General features: G+C 62.5%; 21 protein-coding genes. 20 read left to right on the top strand and 1 reads right to left on the bottom strand.

All coding sequences use genetic code 11. The features are described 5' to 3' along the window. Positions 1–4: 4 nt before the first annotated feature. Positions 5–373: a hypothetical protein gene (locus VWN43_RS00590; RefSeq protein ID WP_320179859.1), complete on the bottom strand. Its 369-nt coding sequence runs from the start codon at positions 371–373 to the stop codon at positions 5–7. A 351-nt stretch (positions 374–724) separates the two neighbouring features. Here VWN43_RS00590 and VWN43_RS00585 point away from each other — a divergent pair, with 351 nt between their 5' ends. The 20 genes from VWN43_RS00585 (at position 725) to VWN43_RS00490 (ending at position 16,631) form a co-directional block, all read left to right on the top strand. Further along, positions 725–1,042: a hypothetical protein gene (locus tag VWN43_RS00585; RefSeq protein WP_119587615.1), complete on the top strand. Its 318-nt coding sequence runs from the start codon at positions 725–727 to the stop codon at positions 1,040–1,042. Between the two features lie 85 nt (positions 1,043–1,127). After that, a complete protein-coding gene (traL, locus tag VWN43_RS00580) occupies positions 1,128–1,412 on the top strand; it encodes a type IV conjugative transfer system protein TraL (RefSeq protein WP_119587616.1) in 285 nt (94 codons plus the stop codon). A gap of 1 nt (position 1,413) precedes the next feature. Further along, a complete protein-coding gene (locus VWN43_RS00575) occupies positions 1,414–1,977 on the top strand; it encodes a type IV conjugative transfer system protein TraE (RefSeq protein WP_119587617.1) in 564 nt (187 codons plus the stop codon). After that, positions 1,974–2,771 carry a type-F conjugative transfer system secretin TraK gene (locus VWN43_RS00570; RefSeq protein WP_320179858.1) on the top strand — a complete coding sequence of 266 codons (798 nt, stop codon included), beginning with the start codon at positions 1,974–1,976 and terminating at the stop codon, positions 2,769–2,771. The genes VWN43_RS00575 and VWN43_RS00570 overlap by 4 nt, the downstream gene beginning before the upstream one ends. A gap of 5 nt (positions 2,772–2,776) precedes the next feature. Further along, the gene (locus VWN43_RS00565; protein WP_320179857.1) at positions 2,777–4,090 is read left to right on the top strand and encodes a TraB/VirB10 family protein; all 1,314 of its coding nucleotides are present in this window, start codon (positions 2,777–2,779) and stop codon (positions 4,088–4,090) included. A gap of 5 nt (positions 4,091–4,095) precedes the next feature. Next, a complete protein-coding gene (locus tag VWN43_RS00560; protein WP_320179856.1) occupies positions 4,096–4,677 on the top strand; it encodes a disulfide isomerase DsbC N-terminal domain-containing protein in 582 nt (193 codons plus the stop codon). After that, entirely contained in the window at positions 4,590–4,964 is a 375-nt protein-coding gene (locus VWN43_RS00555) for a DsbC family protein (RefSeq protein ID WP_320179855.1), read from the top strand. The genes VWN43_RS00560 and VWN43_RS00555 overlap by 88 nt, the downstream gene beginning before the upstream one ends. Then, positions 4,961–5,614, top strand: coding sequence for a hypothetical protein (locus VWN43_RS00550; RefSeq protein WP_320179854.1), 654 nt, complete (start codon positions 4,961–4,963; stop codon positions 5,612–5,614). Before VWN43_RS00555 ends, VWN43_RS00550 begins: the two co-directional genes overlap by 4 nt. Before the next feature lie 9 nt (positions 5,615–5,623). Then, positions 5,624–8,176 carry a type IV secretion system protein TraC gene (traC, locus tag VWN43_RS00545; protein WP_320179893.1) on the top strand — a complete coding sequence of 851 codons (2,553 nt, stop codon included), beginning with the start codon at positions 5,624–5,626 and terminating at the stop codon, positions 8,174–8,176. After that, entirely contained in the window at positions 8,173–8,523 is a 351-nt protein-coding gene (locus VWN43_RS00540; RefSeq protein ID WP_320179853.1) for a hypothetical protein, read from the top strand. Before traC ends, VWN43_RS00540 begins: the two co-directional genes overlap by 4 nt. Next, positions 8,516–9,070 (top strand): TrbI F-type domain-containing protein, encoded by a 555-nt coding sequence (locus VWN43_RS00535; protein WP_320179852.1) that lies wholly within the window; start codon positions 8,516–8,518, stop codon positions 9,068–9,070. The genes VWN43_RS00540 and VWN43_RS00535 overlap by 8 nt, the downstream gene beginning before the upstream one ends. Next, entirely contained in the window at positions 9,057–9,578 is a 522-nt protein-coding gene (locus VWN43_RS00530; protein WP_320179851.1) for a S26 family signal peptidase, read from the top strand. Before VWN43_RS00535 ends, VWN43_RS00530 begins: the two co-directional genes overlap by 14 nt. Next, positions 9,575–10,225, top strand: a complete 651-nt coding sequence (gene traW / locus VWN43_RS00525) for a type-F conjugative transfer system protein TraW (protein ID WP_330767166.1) — start codon at positions 9,575–9,577, stop codon at positions 10,223–10,225. Before VWN43_RS00530 ends, traW begins: the two co-directional genes overlap by 4 nt. Beyond that, positions 10,222–10,494, top strand: a complete 273-nt coding sequence (locus tag VWN43_RS00520) for a hypothetical protein (RefSeq protein WP_320179849.1) — start codon at positions 10,222–10,224, stop codon at positions 10,492–10,494. The genes traW and VWN43_RS00520 overlap by 4 nt, the downstream gene beginning before the upstream one ends. Next, positions 10,484–11,509: a conjugal transfer pilus assembly protein TraU gene (gene traU, locus VWN43_RS00515; protein WP_320179848.1), complete on the top strand. Its 1,026-nt coding sequence runs from the start codon at positions 10,484–10,486 to the stop codon at positions 11,507–11,509. Before VWN43_RS00520 ends, traU begins: the two co-directional genes overlap by 11 nt. A 15-nt stretch (positions 11,510–11,524) precedes the next feature. Then, positions 11,525–12,262, top strand: coding sequence for a type-F conjugative transfer system pilin assembly protein TrbC (gene trbC, locus VWN43_RS00510; protein ID WP_320179847.1), 738 nt, complete (start codon positions 11,525–11,527; stop codon positions 12,260–12,262). Positions 12,263–12,297: 35 nt separating this feature from the next. Next, positions 12,298–13,992 (top strand): conjugal transfer protein TraN, encoded by a 1,695-nt coding sequence (locus VWN43_RS00505; RefSeq protein ID WP_320179846.1) that lies wholly within the window; start codon positions 12,298–12,300, stop codon positions 13,990–13,992. 1 nt (position 13,993) lies between these two features. Continuing rightward, entirely contained in the window at positions 13,994–14,377 is a 384-nt protein-coding gene (locus VWN43_RS00500) for a hypothetical protein (RefSeq protein ID WP_320179845.1), read from the top strand. Then, on the top strand, positions 14,374–15,189 hold the full coding sequence (locus VWN43_RS00495; protein ID WP_320179844.1) for a conjugal transfer protein TraF: 816 nt from the start codon (positions 14,374–14,376) through the stop codon (positions 15,187–15,189). Before VWN43_RS00500 ends, VWN43_RS00495 begins: the two co-directional genes overlap by 4 nt. Beyond that, the gene (locus tag VWN43_RS00490; RefSeq protein ID WP_320179843.1) at positions 15,189–16,631 is read left to right on the top strand and encodes a conjugal transfer protein TraH; all 1,443 of its coding nucleotides are present in this window, start codon (positions 15,189–15,191) and stop codon (positions 16,629–16,631) included. Before VWN43_RS00495 ends, VWN43_RS00490 begins: the two co-directional genes overlap by 1 nt. The last annotated feature ends 1 nt before the right edge of the window (position 16,632 follow it).

Genomic DNA, 16,632 nt, shown 5'->3' with positions numbered 1-16,632 from the left:
GCCCTTAACCGTGGCAAGTGGAATCTTTCCTCTGGGCGATCGACAATGCACAGAAGATAACCGTCTCACGTACACCGCAGTTCTCATCCAGTTTTTGGCATAGGTCCATTTTGAGCGCTTCCAGTTCGGAATTGAGCGATCGGGACAAGCGAAGATAAATTCTTACGTGGCCATCGAGTGGGAACTGGTTCTTGAACAACGCAACCTGTTCATCCATTGGCTTCGGGGGATCTTTGATCGCCTCAAGAATCACGTCTCTAAGCCGCTGAAATTTCAACCGTTCGACGGTTAGCACGCGGATCGCTTCCGCAATAATTGCAAATGGCTGCTCGCCCAGCAGCAACTCGTGCACAACCTCGCTGTCGCTCGACATGACGCTTCCTCGCCCCCTGGATTCTCTTTCGGGTGCGATCAGTCTGCGAGTCGAACCGTCGTTGAATCAGCTTTGTGTCTAGCCTTGAGAGTCGGCGCTGCATACAGGCCAGCCATACCCGCGTTCATTCCGGGGTGGTCCTGATTCCGTGCCAATAGATCCCAAACGGAATGCCACCCGGTTTATTATTTAATCCCTAGTGGTGCAGTCTTTTTGACCAGTCGGATCGACAAAGCGCGATTCGCACCTTGAAAGGTCAGTCCTTGCGACGAATTGGTTGAGAAAAGGTTCCCGTTCTTCCCTTCTGGTCTTGGCGCATCGCGCTGTTCGTCAAACCAGAAGGGAAAGACAATGAAAGCACTCGATCTCAAAAAGGGTGGCGCGAACCTCGCCGTCGCCCTGGCTGCAGTGGCCGGGATGAGCGTGTTCGGGATCGACGCCGCGATGGCCGGTACCGACACCACGTTCGACACCGCGCTAACGCAGTTCACCGACTTCCTCGAAGGCTCAGGCGGTAAGATCATCACCGTGCTGTCGCTCGCCGGCGGCATCGTGGCGCTTGCCTCCGGACGCTTCTCGCTCGGCCAAGTGGCAATCCCGGTCGGGGTGGGCGTCGGTGCCGGCACCGGCGTGCCGATCGTCACCTCAACGATCACCGGCACGGTCTGATCGCTCGATCGGACCCTCTCCACGGGGGCGCGGGCTGCTGATCGCCAGCGAGACGCAGCCGCCCCCTGACTGGCGGAGACGACCTTTGGACCAATATTCCATCCCAAGACATCTCGACGACCCCGAGCTCATCGGGTTCTGGACGCTGGATGAATTCCTCATAATGCTGATTCCGTTCGGTTGGGGAATTCTCGCGCAGCACATCGTTATCGGACTTCTCCTCAGTGTCGCTGCATGGTTTTTCTATCGCAAACTTAAAGCCGGGCGTTCGATGTATTGGGTCCTGCACTTTGCCTATTGGCATCTGCCGGGCGGTTTCTTTGGTCTGAAGGTCGCTCCGCCTTCTCATCTTCGTGTGATGGCGGGCTGACATGGAACTATCTCTTGCTCACGAGGCGTCACAACGGACGCTGAAACAGCGCAACCTTCTTGCGCTCATCTGCATCGTTCTCGGCATCCTCGTCGTGGTGATGTTCACGGCCGCATCGACCCGCGATCGGGAAGTGGTGCTGCAGCCGATCCTTTCCAACGAAATGACGCTGAGCTCCTCATCGGTCACGCCCGAATATCTCGAGGCGGTGACCCGTGACACTGCGCAGCTCGCGCTCAACCGCTCGCCCGAAACGCTCCAATACTGGCTTGATGGCATCGTCGCCATCGCCGCACCGGAATCGCGCGGCGCGCTCAAGGCGAAGCTGATGGAGATCATGGCGGAGCAGGAAGGCTCGCAGGTCACCCAGTTCGTCACCATCGACTGGATCAGGACGAACCCCGACGAGCTCACCAGCCAAGTCGGCGGCGTCCTCCATACGATCGTGGGTTCGCGCGATGTGCGCCGCGAACACAAGGTCTTCGAGTTCCACTGGAAATACACCGGCGTCTCGCTCCGCCTGAAGGGTTTCGGCGTCGTCGTGAAAGAAGGAGAGGAAGAATGAACCCGGCCATTTCCTCGCTCATGATCGTGTCGGGCGGCCTTCTCGCCTCGCGTCTCGATTGCTACCTGACGCGCCTGGGCGGGGCCGCTCTCATTGCCGGCGCATTCGTGATGTCTGCCGTCCCCGCGCTCGCACAGGAACACATCCTCGCCGTCGATAACGGGGAGGTGCGCTGCCAGGCCTCCAAGTCCGACCTCACCCGGATCGCGCTCAAGGACGACCAGTTCGTCGCCGTATCCCGTGTGCAAACCGGGATCGAGGCGGAAGACTTCGCGATCGTTCACGAGCCGACCCGCGGCGACATCTATCTCTCGGTTCCCGAAGGGTACACGAAGCCGAACATCTCGTTCTTCGGCACGACGCAGAAGGGCTACGTCTACAAGTTCGACTGTCAGGTGTCCGGCGACGGTGCGCTGCAGGTTTTCGTGGCCAATGCGGATATCGAGAACCCGCAACCGCAGGCAGAGACGCTGCAGGCCGCGTCACTCGACGATCGCGCGGTAGGTCTCGTCCGTGCGATGTTCGAACAGCGTCCCGTAACCGGCTTCGAGATCAGCGACGCAGCACGAGCCCCGGTCAATGTCGGCGACATCAAGGTGCAGCTGGTCAGCGAATATCGCAGCCCCACCATGACCGGCAAGGTCCTCCGGATCGAGAACACCGGCGCGGCGCCCATGACGCTGCAGGAAGAGCTCATCGCCGGCGACGGTGCGATCGCCGTCAGCATTTCAAACCGCGACCTCGCGAGCGGGCAGGCGACTGCCGCCTATGTCGTCGTCCCCACAGGAAGGTAACTGAGATGGATTTCCTGAAGCGCAAACCCAAGGATCTCGACGCTGCGGAACAGGACGAGCACGATGAGCTCGACGAGAGTGGCTTGATCGCGGAAAACGATCAGACGCAGAAGCGTCAGAAGATGCTCATGTATGGGCTGGTCGGCGTGATCGCGATCGCCGGGTCGATGTATGTCCTCGATACCGACGACACGATCGAGCAGGCGATGGACGACGGAACCGAGACCACGGTCTCGACCGATGCTCTCATGAACCGGCAGCGCGTCGACCAGGAATGGGTCGCCATGTACGAGGGCGAGATCAATTCCCAAGGCCAGCGGCTTAAGGGCGTCGAAGCGCAAGCCGGGCAGATGATGGAGCTTCAGTCGCAGGTCGACAGCCTGCGCAACGAGAACGCCGCTATGGCCCGCGATGGCCAGCGGGTTCTCGAGGCATACGAGCGCGAGAACGAGCAGCTCCGTCAGCAGGCGAGCCGTGGCAATGCACGCCCCAGTGCTCCCGGGCCGGTGGCCGCCGCGCAGGCGCTGGGGGTTGCCCCCTCCTCATCGCCTGCCGCGGCGGCACCTCAGCCGCCCCGACGCAGCAACGACGTCCAGATGGTGTCGTTCAGCGCGAATGGCGGCACCGGGTCGCGCATCGACGCGTCCAAGTCGCCCGCGGTCTACACGGATTCGCCGAACTATCTCCCGCCCAACTCGATCGCGAAAGCGACCGTGGTGGTGGGGGTGGATGCGACCACGAACACCCGTAGCCAGAGCGATCCGCTGCCGGTGCTTCTGCGCATCACCGGGCCCGCGCGCTCGGTTTACAGCGAGGGGCGCCTTCTCGCCACGCGTGTGCAGGGATGCATGGTGAACGGCGCGGCGTATGGCGACCTCTCCTCCGAGAAGGTCTACGTGAAGCTACAGCGCATGACGTGCGCTCAGCCCGGTGGGCGCTTTGCGGTGTCCGAGGTTCAGGGCTTCATCGCGTTCGGCGGCAAGGTCGGCATTCGCGGCCGCGTCATTAGCCGTGAAGGTTCGCTCACGACGCAAGCCTTCCTTGCCGGTCTCGTTAGTGGCGCCGGGAATGCGGTGAACAGCGCCTTCAGTGTTCCCATAGCGGCGGTCGGGCAAGATCGCGATGGCGATTCACGCCTTCCGAGCCCGAGCGCGGGTGACATTGCCCTCCGTGGTTTTGGAGGGGGCGCTGAAAATTCCGGAAAGATGCTCTCCGAATATCTCATCGAGCGCGCCGAGCAATATCAGCCAGTCGTCGAGATGCCCACCGGCGCCAGCGTCGAGGTCGTGTTCCTTGACGGCACTTTCATCAGGAACTGAGCCTCATGAACAACCAACGCATTCTTCCGGCCTCCGGCGGCGACAGCTACAGGAGCGGTGTCAAACGGGTCCTTCAGGGACTGCTCATCCTGGCCACTGGCGGCGGGATCGCAATGGGCGCTGCCGCGCTGGCACAGAGTTCGGGCCCGTCGGTCGAGAAGGCCCTCGCAGAACGACTTCCAAAGACCGAGATCACAGCGATCGACTGCGAGAAGATCAAGGGGGTGTGTGAGGTCCAGGCCCGTCAGAACCTGTTCTACATCGATCACGGCGCCCGCTATCTCATCATCGGCCGCGTGTACGACATGGAGACGAAGCAGGATCTGACAGCGGCGCGGCTGCTGGAGATGAACCCCGATATGCTCATTGGGGGAGGGGGGACACGTCATCGTCCGATCCCGCCCAAGCGCCGGGGCAGCAAGGCGCAGACACCGCCTCGATCGACGATCAGATCGATCCGCGAGCACTCGCTGCACTGCCGCAAAACGGTGCGGTCGTCATGGGCCGCGGCGCGAGGACTCTCACCGTCTTCAGCGATTTCCGCTGCGGCTACTGCAAGCGTCTCCACGAAACCCTCGAGACGTTGAACGTGAAGGTCGTGGAGCGGCCGATCTCGGTGCTCGGCACCCGCCCCATCTCCGAAGCGGTCATCTGTTCGCCGGACAAGCGCCGGGCCGTCAACCAGGCCTATGACGGCGGGTCGATCACGACCGGATCGGATTGCGACACCTCCGGTCTCGACGCGAACGAGGCTTTCGCTCGCAAGCACGGCTTCAACGGAACCCCCGTAATCGTCCGCGAGGATGGCGCCGTCGTCCACGGCTTCCGTCCGCGCGAATTCCTCGAAAGCTGGATTCAAGGGAGTGCGTCGTGAACAGCAAAGCCATCCTCGCCATCGCGGTCTTCGGAAGCCTAGTCTCCGGCTGTACCACCCTCGGCACCAATGTGAGCGGCAGCTTTCGCTGCGACGCCCCCGACGGGGTGTGCGCGCCTTCCACGGTGATCGACGACAGCGCGATCTCCCGGATCGAGGAGACGAGTTCCTCCGACCTGCTCAATCCGGCCGGCCCGTACCAGATGGATGACGGGATCGACGCGCCGGTTCACAACACCGTCCTCGCAGCTGCACCGATGACGGCGAGGAGTGCTCCAAGCTACGAGCTCGCGGTCGTATTCCCGGGCTACACCGATGCCACGGGCATGAGTCACGCGCGGCGCACGGTCCGCACCGAAGCCGTCTTGCCCGGTCGCGGCGATGCGATGGACGCGATGGCTATGCGCGGCCGCCATCCGACCCGCAATCAGGGTCTCCTGGCGGCTGCGGAGAGCGCGCCTCCGTTTCTCGCCATCGCGCCGGACATTGTCGGCGCTTCGCCGGGTCAGGCCGCGCAGCCGAGGGAGGTCGCGGTAGCGGCAGGACCCGATCCCATCGCCGCGATCGAAGCACAGGTGTCGGAACGACTGGCGGCGCGTGAGACGAAGCCGCGGCGTCAGGCCGCTTCGTTCCCCGGCGTGGTGGAGTGAGCCGCTATGATGAAAGCATTCAGCAACATCGTGGACCTGGTAGTCGGCGACAGCCGCAAGCCTGAGCACAAGTCTGCCCCACCGCAGGTTCCCATGCTCGCGCATTACCTCGGCTATCGTTCCTACGACGAAGGCAAGCGCATTTTCCATCAGGTGCGGTCGAAAGGCTTCATTCTCGAGCTCGCGCCCCTCGTCGGTGCGAACGACCGGGTGAACGACATCATCAGCTCGCTGTTCTCGGACATTCTCCTGCCCGGAACCAAGTTCAGCGTGACGAACTATTCCTCTCCGCGCGTCGCAGAGAAGCTGCAGGACTGGGCTCTGCCGCGCTTCAAAGCTTCGGGCGTCTTCCAGACGCTCGCCAAGCACCGTCTCGACAAGCTGCGCAACGGCGCATGGTCGACCCTCGCGAGCGACGGTCCGTTCTTCGTCCGCAATTACCGCGTCGTCATGTCGGTCGGCATCAGCCAAGGATCCGGCCTCTCCACCGACGATCTGGTGACGATGCGTGACGGCATAATTTCCGCGCTGGAATCGATCGACGTGCCGATCAGGCAGTTCGAGCCGACCGACCTGATCCGTTTCTTCGATGAGATATTGGCGCCGTCCACCGGTGCCGGCGACGAAGTGCCTGGCTACAACCGCTTCGATCCGATCAACGAGCAGTGCGTGCGGCGCGATCTCGTCACTCATGTCGAGAAGGATCGACTTATCCTCCATGCGCAGTCGCTGCGCCCGACCGGCACCTCCGTCGAGGGCGTGCCTGAGATGAAGGACTTCGTTCCGGAGCGTTTCGATATTCGGACGATGGCGGTGCGCAACTTCCCCGACCGCTGGGCTCCCTGGGATACTCAGAAGATCATCGGCGATATCTTCAATCCGAAGCTGAACCTGCCATGCCCGGTGCTCCAGACGGTCTGCGGGATCATCCCCGGCCAGGAGTCCTCGGAAAGCAAGGCGGGCTACAAGTTCGCGCGCACCAGCTCGCTTGCGGAAGGGAAGGGCGTGAAGCTCGTTCCGAAGCTTCGTACCGAGGCGGCCGAGTGGCAGTTCATCCAAGACCGTGTGAAGCAGGGGGAGAAGCTGGTCTCCTGCTATTATGCCGTCTCGATCCTCGCTCCGAAGGGCCGTGGAGAACCGTGCGAGCGGACCCTCAAGGCGCTCTACAAGGCGAGCGGATGGGATCTGATCGACGAGACCCACATCCAGCTACCCGCTTTCATGGCCCACTTCCCGCTGATGCTCGCCGACGGCTTGGATTCCGATTACAAGCGGATGAAGCGTCTGCGCACGATGCGCTCCGCGAATGTCGCGGCGATCGCTCCCATTCAGGGTGAATATGTCGGCGGGAACATCCCGCACCTCCTGTTCGTCGGGCGGCGCGGACAACCGCAGTTCTGGTCGCCGTTCCAGAACGGCGCCGGCAACCACAACGTCGCGATCGCCGGCAAGTCGGGGTCGGGCAAGTCGGTGCTTTTGCAGGACCTCACCGCCAGTTTCGCTGGCGTCGGCGCCAAGACGATCGTCATCGACGATGGTCGCAGCTTCGAGCACATGGCGAAGGCGCTTGGCGGCACCTTCACCGAGTTCAAGCTCTCGTCCGGTATCTCGATCAACCCGTTCCGGATGATCGACGAGGAGCTGGCCGAAGGCGACGACGACTATCTGGTCGACTGCCTCGCGATGCTGAAGTCAATTATCTCGCAGATGGCGCGCAACGAGACGCGGCTTAACGATACCGAGCGCGGCCTCATCGACCAGGCGGTGAATGCCGTGTGGGAGGCACAGGGTCGCGACGGAACGGTCGATCACATTATCGAGGCACTCAAGCAGCCCGAGCACCCGTTCGCCTACGATCTGGCGACCTCGCTCCTGCCGTTCGCATCGACCGGCACCTTCGGGCGGTTCTTCCTCGGCGATGCCAATCTCGATCTTTCGGCCGACCTCACGGTCTTCGAGCTTTCCGATCTCGCGACACGCGAGGAGCTGCGCGGCGTGGTCCTGACATCGGTCATGTTCATCGCTTCGCAGGTGATGCGCAGGATGGACCGTGCGATCCCCAAGCCGCTCATCATCGACGAGGCTTGGCAGATGCTGAAGGGCGGGGCGATGGCCGACTTCGTTGAGACCTATTCGCGCACCTGCCGCAAGTATGGCGGCTCGCTCATCACCGCCACGCAATCCATCCACGATTACTACAAGTCCGAAGGTTCGCGCGCCGCGCTCGAAAACTCGGACTGGTTCCTGATCCTCCAGCAGAAGGGCGAGACGATCTCGGACTTCCGCAATTCGGATCGCTTCGAGATGGACAACATGACCGAGGCACTCCTTCGATCGCTCAAGCGCAACGGAGTGGACTATTCGGATGTCTTCATCCGCGGGCCGGACACGGAAAGCATCGGGCGGCTCGTCCTCGATCGCTACTCGGCCACTCTCTACTCTTCGAGCCCGGACGTCTTTGCCGACATCGAGGACTACGTCCACCGGGGCTTCCCCATGCACGATGCCATCGAGGCGGTGGCCTTTCCCGAAACCCATCAGATGCTGGAGGCGGCGGAATGAACGCTCAACTTCTCGCACACCGGGCGCTGACCCGCGCGCCGGTCGAACGAGGTCAGGACGCAATGGTCGTTGCCCTCCGGCTGACAGGTTGGATCGCCACGACCGTGCTTGCGACCCTGGGCGTCGCGACGCTGTTCTTCATTCTCCTTGGCAGCTTCACCCTGTCAGGAACCATGTTGCAGCTCGACAATCTCGCGGCGCGGTTCCTCGCGGCCGACGCGGCGCGGCAGGCGCAGTTCCAGACGATCGTCTTCACGGTTCTCGGCGGCGCCTTCGTTCTCATCGCTTTCTTCCGCCGCGCGAGCCTTCGCTCGGCATTCGACGTCGCTGGAGGTGACAATGACTGATCTGTTCGAAACCCAGTCCTTCCGCGCGCCTGATGATTCGGCGCGCAAGCCGAAGGCGGCCGTCGCGAAGCGTGGTTTCGCCGGTCTCTCGCCGCGAGAGATCATCCTGCTCGCCGCTGCCCTCGCCATTTTCATGTGGGGAGCCTGGGTCACTAAGAACCTCGTTTTGCAGGATGGAGGGCGGCAGGAGTTCGTGCAGCTCCAGCTGCAGGGCATCATCGGCGAATATCTCCAGGCGCAGGCTCGCTCGAGTTCCGATGAACAGACGGCAGCTCAGGAGACGGCGGTGTTCATGGCCGCGCTGGACCAAACGGTCGCCGGGCTTTCGAAAAGCGGGAAGGTGGTTCTCGTCCACGAGGCGGTGATCGGCGGCGAGGTGCCGGACGTCACGCAGAGCGTCAAGACGGCCGTCTACGCGAAGGTGCCGCGCCCGCAGATCGCACAGGCCTCGCTCGATGTTCAGCAGAGCCAGGGCGCGCGTGTCGAACAGGAGATGCAGGCGTTCATGGCTGCCAACGGGGGAGGGCAGGGCGGTGTCCAGAACTGAAACCAGGCGCCTGTCGACCAAGAGCAAGCTCCTCGCGATCGCAGCCCTGTTCGGCGTCGGCACCGCGGTTACGTCGCTGCAGCACTGGAGCGAAAGCCACGCCTTCATGATTAACGCGACGGATTCACTTCCGAACTGGGCCTTTCTGGTCGAGAGTGGCCGGTTTCCCGATCGCGGCGACTACGTGATCTTCCACCCGGGCCACGATCCGGTCACGCAGAAGTATTTCGGCGAAGAACCCGGAGCATTTGCCAAGATCGCTTTTGGCCTCCCTGGCGATGTCGTGACGCGGGAAGGCCGCGACGTGCTGGTCAACGGCGAACGGATCGTCTCTACCAAACCGCTCACGAAGAAGGGCGACGCCCTCACCGAAGGGCCCTTGGGGGTCGTGCCCGACGGTTGCGTGTTCGCGGCCACCCACCACAAGGACGGTTTCGACAGCCGGTATTCGCATATCGGCTTCGTATGCCGCGACCGCCTCGTTGGAACCGGAGTGGCGATCCTGTGAGGTACCGTCTCGCCATCGTCTCCTGCATTGCCGTTGGCGCTGCCGTATCAGCGCCCTCGATGCTGACCGCGCAGGCGCAGGATCACGGTCAGATGGGGCAGACCTGGCCAGTCATCGAACCCGACTTGCTATCCGTCATCAAAGCGCGGCTCGATCATGCGCGAGAGACCGGCAAGCTCGAAGAGATGAACCAGCAATTCGCCGCGAAGGTGAAGGACCGCGTCATGCGCCCGGTTCCCGTCTCGGGCATGTCCCGTGCGGAACAGACGCGATCGTGGGAATTCGATCCCGCCATCGTGGTCGAAAACGACATCCGCGACCATCAGGGCAACCTGATCGCGGCGCGCGGCCAGAGGGTCAATCCGCTTGCTACCTCGGGTCTGTCGAAGAAGCTGGTCTTCGTCGATGGCGACAATCCCGCCGAGATCGAGTGGGCGCTCAGGCACGGATCGGACGAGCGGGCGAAGATTATCTTCGTCGATGGATCTCCGTTCGAGTCCATGAAGACCCACCAGCGACGCTTCTACTTCGATCAGGAAGGCAAGCTCACCAGCCATTTCGGTATCCGGCACACCCCCGCTCTCGTCGAGGCGAAGGGAGATGTCCTGGTCGTCACCGAGACCGCTCTTCCGCGGAGGCAATCGTGAACTCCTGGCGCGATCTTATCCCGGTTCCTCTTGCTGCTCCCGAAACGAGGGAGCTGCGCTCCGCCCGGGTGCGCGTCATTGCGTCCTGCGTCGTGGTCGCGATTGCGCTGCTCTTCTTTGGCCAGCTCCGCCAGCTGCTCGGCACCGCCGCTCTCCCCATTCTGGTCGCGGCGTTCACCTTCACCGTTGTCCAGGGCTGGGCGTGGGCCAAGCTGAAGAATGCCGCCGACGACGCCTGGCTGTTCCGGGAGACGGACGATGTGGCGTAGGTGGCTTGCCGCGATCACCACCCTCGCCGCCTTCGCGCTTGCCGTGCCGGCGTCCGCGCAAGGGTTGCCTTCCGGGCCGGGGCGGTGTTCCGGATCGTTCGTCAATCCCATCACGGATGTGTGCTGGGGCTGCATGTTTCCCCTCTCGCTCGGATCGCTGAAGATCTGGCCATCGTCCCGCGCGGATACCAAGAACCCTGATCTCCCGATCTGCGCTTGCGGAACCCCTGTCCCCCGCGTGGGGCTGGCAATGGGCTTCTGGGAGCCGGTTCGCCTTGTCGATGTCTCGACCAAGCCGTGGTGCTTTCCCAATCTCGGCGGCATCAAGCTCGACCCGGGGTTCTCTATCGGAAACGGTTACGCGTCCAACTCCTCCCAGATAGGCGGCCAGTCGCAGAACACCGCGAAGTATCACGTTCACTACTACATCTATCCGCTGCTCTATTGGCTCGAAGTCGTAACTGACTTCCTGTGCCTGGAAGCCAGCTCGTTCGACGTCGCATACATGAGCGAGATCGATCCGCTGTGGCAGGATGATGAGCTCACGACCCTGCTCAATCCCGAAGCTGCGCTGTTCACCTCGCCGATCGCTCAAGCCGCCTGCTCGGCCGACTGCATCGCATCCAGCGCCAAGCTGCCCTTGGATGAGCTATTCTGGTGCTCGGGTTGCCAAGGGCCGATGTACCCTATGAACGGCAATATCGGAGCGAACGTCGGCATCAAGCAGTCGGCTAGGCTCGCGGCCGAGCGCATGATCTACAAGATGCATCGCCAAGGTCTCGCGTGGGGAACCAGCGGTTCGAAAGCGCTCTGCTCGAAGTACATCATGCCGATTCTGAAGAAGAGCCAATATCGCCTTCAGCAGGTCAATCCCACCCCCATGGTCAGCGGACGCGAGAGCTGCTCTCCGATCGGCGCCACCACCATCCTGCCGAAGTCCGGCCAGGTTTACCCGGTCAAGGGAGAGGACGTGGGGTTCCTCCTTTGGCGCAAGCGCAATTGCTGCGTGCTGTAGTCGGAAGGACCGCCCGTGAACCGCAAGATCGCCTTCTCCCTCGCCGGTTTCAGCCTCTTGGGCTGCGTCACGGCCGTCTTCGCCCAGACCACCGATGGCTTCGATCCGCAGGCCATCGAGGCACGCGCCGGGGAGTTCCAGGAGGATGCCCAGGCCCTGTTCGATTACGTCACCGCGAACGGCGAGAAGCACCAGGAAGAAGCTCAGACGGTCGTGCAGGACGGATATGCGTCGATCGAAGGGCTCGACGTGTCCGATATCGCTGGCGGGGACGGCCCGTTCGACTTCGACGAAATGGTCGCCGGCGCCAAGGCGGGCATGGCCAATCCGGAAGGCGCGCCCCTGTTCATCGCGTTCGCAAGCCTTTCGATGCCGGAAGAGGCGCTGGCGAAGATGATCGAGGATACGACGAAGGCGGGCGGCGTGGTGGTGTTCCGTGGTTTCTCGGCCGGAAACCCCCAGGCGTTCATCACCGGCATTCGCAACGTCGTCGATCAGGCGGGTGCGAGCAACGTCGCTATCGATCCGCGACTGTTCCGCTCGTTCCGCGTCGACCGGGTGCCGACCTACGTCGCGCTCTCCAGCGATTTCGAGCCTTGCGACCAGCTCGATTGCGTGACTGCCCCGCCTCCGCATGATCGGATCGCGGGCAATGTCAGCGTCGGTTATGTCCTCGAGACCTTTTCGAATGCCAATGGCCCGGGTGCCCCTGTCTCGCGCGTCGCGCTTGCCAACTACCGGTCGGCGCGGTGAATCTGCGCGGACTCGCCCTTGCATGTGCCGCGCTCGTGGCGACGGGTCAGCTTGCGCACGCGCAGATGACCTCTTCCGATGCGCGGGCAGAGGGCGAGGCGCTCGGTGAAGGTGTACGCGACGCGACCAACGGTTCGATCCTTGCCAACGGCGCCGAAGCTGATGTGCCGACATTTGGCGGGACGAGCTTTCCATCGCTGGATTATGCCGACGATGCGGTTGGGCTGACGACGGCGGGGGAGGCGCAGCGCTATCAACAGGACTATCAGGTCGTGGTCGATCCCTACCGCAAGGTGGTTGATCCGGCGACGATCGACCTTTCGGCGGCATCGGCGATCGAGGCGGATCCGGACACCTACCTCGGGCCCGGCGGCGCTCTTGGCGGGTCCACCGGTTCGTGTAACCCGCTACCGCCTGGGGGAGGGGGCTCCACAACCTATCTCGAAAGCTGCAACCAGGGTTCGCAGCCGTTCGACGAAGCGAGGACCTGCAGGGCGCCTCTCGTGGTCCAGACCCAAGGCACACGGTATTGGGAGTATCAATGCTCGACCGGCTTTATCAAATACCAGACTAGCGGGCCGTACTGCGACATTATCCAGCCTGATCTCGATGCGGGAAGCTGCCGTCTCATCGATCGGGAGCGTATCGGTGAAACCTGCCTTCAGTGGGGCGGCAGGGATGGGCGGTGGTGCACCGAGCCAGGCGATCCCGTCTACCGTGAAACCTACAGCTGTCCTTCCCAGCTCAGTATTCCGGGCGGCGTCGAACGCAATTCAGTACGGATCGTCAGCGAGGCTGTCGACGAAGCGCAGTGTCAGGCCACGATCGGCACGGCGTCATGCTCTCTCCAGAACGAAACCTGCACCGCGCCGAACGAGACGCGAGTCATCAACGGATTGTCTGTGACGCGCCCGTGCTGGGAGTGGAGCCGCACCTATCAGTGCCAGGGATTGCTGCCCGCCAACGATTGCGCTGCGCTCGAAGCCCGCCCGGAATGTTCGTTCAGTCACGACGAATGCCTGAGCTACGATACCGACGGCACGACCTGCAATGTCTACGATCGCTGGTTCCAATGCACGACGCCGGATACCGGCACACCGCCCCCGCCGGCCTATGTATGCGCCGGCGATCTCTACTGCATCGATGGGGAATGCACGAGCGTCACGCGCGAGGCGTCAACCGAGTTCAAGGATGCGATGGTCGCCATGAACGTCATGGGCGAGCTCAAGGATGGGTTTGATCCCAACCAGTTGAAGATCTTCAGCGGCGAGAATCTCAAATGCACGAAGAAGGTGTTCGGCCTGTCGAACTGCTGCAGCGGGAAGGGTGTTCCTCTCCTGACGCCGTGGCTCTGCAACAGCCAGGATCGGGACGTCGACAAGAAGGATGACGCGGGCCTGTGCCACTACGTCGGCACCTATTGCTCGGACAAGATCCTCGGGGTCTGCGTCACCCGCAAGCAGTCATACTGCTGCTACGGGAGCAAGCTGGTCCGCATCCTCAACGAACAGGGCAAGGCGCAGCTCGGAATGCAGTGGGGTAAGCCAAAGGAACCCGACTGCGAAGGTTTCCTCATTGCTCAGTTTCAGCAGCTCGATCTCAGCCGGATGGATTTCCGCGAGGTCTACGCCGAATTCGTGGACGCTGCAAAGCTGCCGGACGAGATCGAGATGTCGATCCAGATCCAGACCAGGATCGAGAACTACTACAACACGAACGGGGGGACATGACGTGGCGGGTGCCGAAGTCATCGCTTTTCAAAAAGGGGATCCATTCCCCGCAGCCGAAGTGCTCGATCTTGCGATAAGCGTCGCGATCGGACGCGATCTCGCTGCCAGCGAAGAGGAAATGCTCTCGCGCATCCAGGACTGGTTTCTGCGTCCGGCGTCGCGTCCTGAATTCATGGCTTCGATCGGACGTCTCCTGGAGCGTGGCTGGATCTCGCGCAGAAGCGGAAGCGAAGGTGATTTCGACTTCTGCCTCACCAATGCCGGCGTCGATGGCGCCACGACGCTTTCGGGCGGGATGATCCGCATGATCGATCGCGGTCGCGGCCACTTCAAGACCGCCTTCCTCCTCCAAATGCTCGAACTCGACAAAGGGAAATGCTCATGAACAAGCTCGCTTTGCTCAGCCTTGCGGCCCTCGTCGCCGCGGCTACGGCCCCCGGTTTCGCGCAGACCGCCGATCCGGCGTCGCAGCGCGATTCCTTCTACTGCGACGAGCGTAAGCTCGGGTCGTGGTTCTACTGCAATTCGGAAAAGGTGAAGCGCGAGGCGAGAGAGCGGCAGCAACAGCCCGCCCAGGCCGCCCCGGCCGTTCCCGCTGTCGAGCGGATGGCGGCGATCACCAAGCAGCTCGACGAGCTCAAGGCGCTGGCGATCCTCGAACCGACGTCCGACAACATCGTCAACTACATCCGCTTCCAGCGCGAGCAGCTCGATCGGGCGTCGACCTTCGCCGATACGTGGAGCCGGTCGATCTGGCAGAACCCCGAGCTCGATTACACGCTCGAACGACCAGTCGGGACCCTGGCCAAGCAGACCTGGCTCACGGACCGGCGCGACCAGCGCGAGGGCTCGATGCAGGCGCTGACCCAGCGATACGGGGTCTTCTACTTCTACTCCTCGAGCTGCTCGGCGTGTCGCACGTTCTCGCCCGTCATGCGTGCCCTTTCGGACAATTACGGTCTCGAGGTCCTGGCGGTGTCGATGGATGGCGGACCGAACGAGGTCTTCTCGAACTATGTCGTCGACAGCGGGCAGTATCAGCGGATGGGCCTTCAGGGAGGCACCGTGCCGGCGATCGTCCTCTTCGACACCCAGACCAAGCAGCCGATCCCGATCGGCTACGGCGTCATGGCGGCCGACGAAGTCATGCAGCGCATCTTCTACCTCACCCAAATCGAGCCAGGGAGCGATTACTGATGTCTATTCGGACGAGAGGCGGCATCGCCGCCCGTTTCGCAAAACGCGCCGGCGTCGCGCTGTGCGCCCTGGCAGCGGCGGGGATGGCCGCAGCGCCGGTGAACGCTCAGGTGGGCGCGGAGCTCAACGATTTCTTCAACGACATGGGCGCCTCGGCGAACGCGACGGGACCCACGGCCTATCAGGGCCAGTCGGCGGGCTATTATTCGGGGGGCAACATCTGGACGCGGTTCCCGCAGAAGAGCGTGAATCCGGTCAACCTGCAGCTGCCGTCGATCAAGGCGGGTTGCGGGGGCATCGATGTCTTCTCGGGCAGCTTCTCCTTCATCAACACGGATGAGATCGTCGCGATGTTGAAGGCGACGGCCAACAACGCGCTCGGCTTCGCCTTCCAGCTCGCGATCAAGTCGATCAGCCCGCAGATCGCGTCGACCATCGAGGAGATGGCGCAGAAGGCCCAGCAGATGAACCAGTTCAACATGAACAGCTGCGAGACCGCGCAGAACCTCGTCGGTGGTCTGTGGGGGAAATCGGACCGCATGTCGTCGGAGATCTGCAAGTCGATCGGCAACAGCCAGGGGCTCTTCTCCGATTGGGCGAAGGGCCGGCACGAATGCGGGACCGGCGGACAGCGGGAGTCGACGATCGCCGCGAACAGCGACCCGACCATCCCGTCCGAAAGCTACAACTTCACGTGGGAGATGCTGAAGCAAAGCTACCCCAGCTTCTCAGATGAGTTCCGCGAATATCTCATGACGTTCGTGGGCACGGTCATCTACTACCAGGACGGCGATCCAAGCGGCAAGCGCGGCTACCAGTTCGTCGGGTCCGGTGATCGCGCCTTGCTTACAGCTCTCCTCGACGGAACGAACTCGGTCACGATGCTCGACTGCCGCGGTGATGACAAATGTCTCGAGCCGGTGACGCAGACGCTAAGTGTAAGCCAGGCTGAGGCTCTCAAACCGCGCGTCCGCGCGATGATCGAGAGCATGAACGACAAGGTGCGGTCGAACGCCGCTCTCACGACGGACGAGATCGGCCTGCTCGGCGCCACCACCATCCCGCTCTACAAGATCATCTCGGTCAACGCGGCAGCGACGCTCGGCGGAATGACCGATAACGAGATGAACGATCTGGCCGAGATCGTTTCGATGGATTTGCTCGATGCTCTCGCACAGCAATATTACGGCTACGCCTCGAGGGGGGTCGGCACCTTCCAGAACGCAAACGAGGAGGCGCTGTCGCAGTGGCGAGAGCAGATTACCTCCGTGCGCGCGGTCCTCGATACCTATTCCAAGGGCATGAACCAGCGCCTGGATCGGACGCACCACGTCGTTCAGCGCGCGGTCTTCTTGGAGAGCACCCTGCGCAACAGTCTCTCTCCGCAAATGTCGGCAGCGCTGTCCTTCAGCACGTCGCTGTCGAACCAAGGCATCCAGTAAG

The sequence above is a fragment of the Qipengyuania sp. HL-TH1 genome, from assembly GCF_036365825.1.
GTDB lineage: Bacteria > Pseudomonadota > Alphaproteobacteria > Sphingomonadales > Sphingomonadaceae > Qipengyuania > Qipengyuania profunda.
This window is presented reverse-complemented; position numbering and strand designations above follow the sequence as displayed.